The organism is Brevibacterium sp. FME17 (assembly GCF_014897515.1).
GTDB lineage: Bacteria > Actinomycetota > Actinomycetes > Actinomycetales > Brevibacteriaceae > Brevibacterium.
In genome coordinates this window covers 1-1788 of sequence record NZ_JABUYD010000055.1, presented here as the reverse complement: position 1 = coordinate 1788, position 1788 = coordinate 1, and the positions used below count along the sequence as shown (strand labels likewise).

Annotated in this window: 1 rRNA gene; it reads left to right on the top strand. The window is 55.0% G+C overall.

From position 1 onward, the window contains the following. Window positions 1-247 precede the first annotated feature (247 nt). A 16S ribosomal RNA gene (locus tag INT40_RS20245) occupies window positions 248-1781 on the top strand. The last annotated feature ends 7 nt before the right edge of the window (window positions 1782-1788 follow it).

Here is a 1788-nt window from a genome sequence, read left to right as displayed (position 1 = left end):
TTTTTGGGGGTTGTGGTGACGGGTGAGTGTTTGTGGTTTGAGAATCCAATAGCGTGTTTGTTTGAACAGATAGTGATGCCAGAAATATTAGTTTTCTGGTAAGACAATCACATGTTCACGCACTGATGTTTCCTCCCTCGCTGGAGGAGCATGCCAGCGTGTGTGGGCATGATTTTTTGGTCAGCTGCGATCACCCCGTGATCGTTGGTTGGCTGTCTTGCTGGGATTCATTCGTAACATAAAGTTTTTTATGGAGAGTTTGATCCTGGCTCAGGACGAACGCTGGCTGCGTGCTTAACACATGCAAGTCGAACGCTGAAGCCTGGTGCTTGCACTGGGTGGATGAGTGGCGAACGGGTGAGTAACACGTGAGTAACCTGCCCCCGACTTCGGGATAAGCCCGGGAAACTGGGTCTAATACCGGATATGAGCATTCTTCGCATGAGGGATGCTGGAAAGTTTTTTCGGTTGGGGATGGGCTCGCGGCCTATCAGTTTGTTGGTGAGGTAATGGCTCACCAAGACGACGACGGGTAGCCGGCCTGAGAGGGCGACCGGCCACACTGGGACTGAGACACGGCCCAGACTCCTACGGGAGGCAGCAGTGGGGAATATTGCACAATGGGGGAAACCCTGATGCAGCGACGCAGCGTGCGGGATGACGGCCTTCGGGTTGTAAACCGCTTTCAGCAGGGAAGAAGCCCCTTGGGGTGACGGTACCTGCAGAAGAAGTACCGGCTAACTACGTGCCAGCAGCCGCGGTAATACGTAGGGTACAAGCGTTGTCCGGAATTATTGGGCGTAAAGAGCTCGTAGGTGGTTGGTCACGTCTGCTGTGGAAACGCAACGCTTAACGTTGCGCGTGCAGTGGGTACGGGCTGACTAGAGTGCAGTAGGGGAGTCTGGAATTCCTGGTGTAGCGGTGAAATGCGCAGATATCAGGAGGAACACCGGTGGCGAAGGCGGGACTCTGGGCTGTAACTGACACTGAGGAGCGAAAGCATGGGGAGCGAACAGGATTAGATACCCTGGTAGTCCATGCCGTAAACGTTGGGCACTAGGTGTGGGGGACATTCCACGTTCTCCGCGCCGTAGCTAACGCATTAAGTGCCCCGCCTGGGGAGTACGGTCGCAAGGCTAAAACTCAAAGGAATTGACGGGGGCCCGCACAAGCGGCGGAGCATGCGGATTAATTCGATGCAACGCGAAGAACCTTACCAAGGCTTGACATACACCAGACCGGGCTGGAAACAGTCCTTCCCCTTTGGGGTTGGTGTACAGGTGGTGCATGGTTGTCGTCAGCTCGTGTCGTGAGATGTTGGGTTAAGTCCCGCAACGAGCGCAACCCTCGTTCTATGTTGCCAGCACGTGATGGTGGGAACTCATAGGAGACTGCCGGGGTCAACTCGGAGGAAGGTGGGGATGACGTCAAATCATCATGCCCTTTATGTCTTGGGCTTCACGCATGCTACAATGGCTGGTACAGAGAGATGCGAGACCGTGAGGTTTTAGCGAATCCCTTAAAGCCAGTCTCAGTTCGGATCGTAGTCTGCAATTCGACTACGTGAAGTCGGAGTCGCTAGTAATCGCAGATCAGCAACGCTGCGGTGAATACGTTCCCGGGCCTTGTACACACCGCCCGTCAAGTCACGAAAGTCGGTAACACCCGAAGCCGGTGGCCCAACCCCTTGTGGGAGGGGGCCGTCTAAGGTGGGACTGGCAATTGGGACTAAGTCGTAACAAGGTAGCCGTACCGGAAGGTGCGGCTGGATCACCTCCTTTCTAAGGA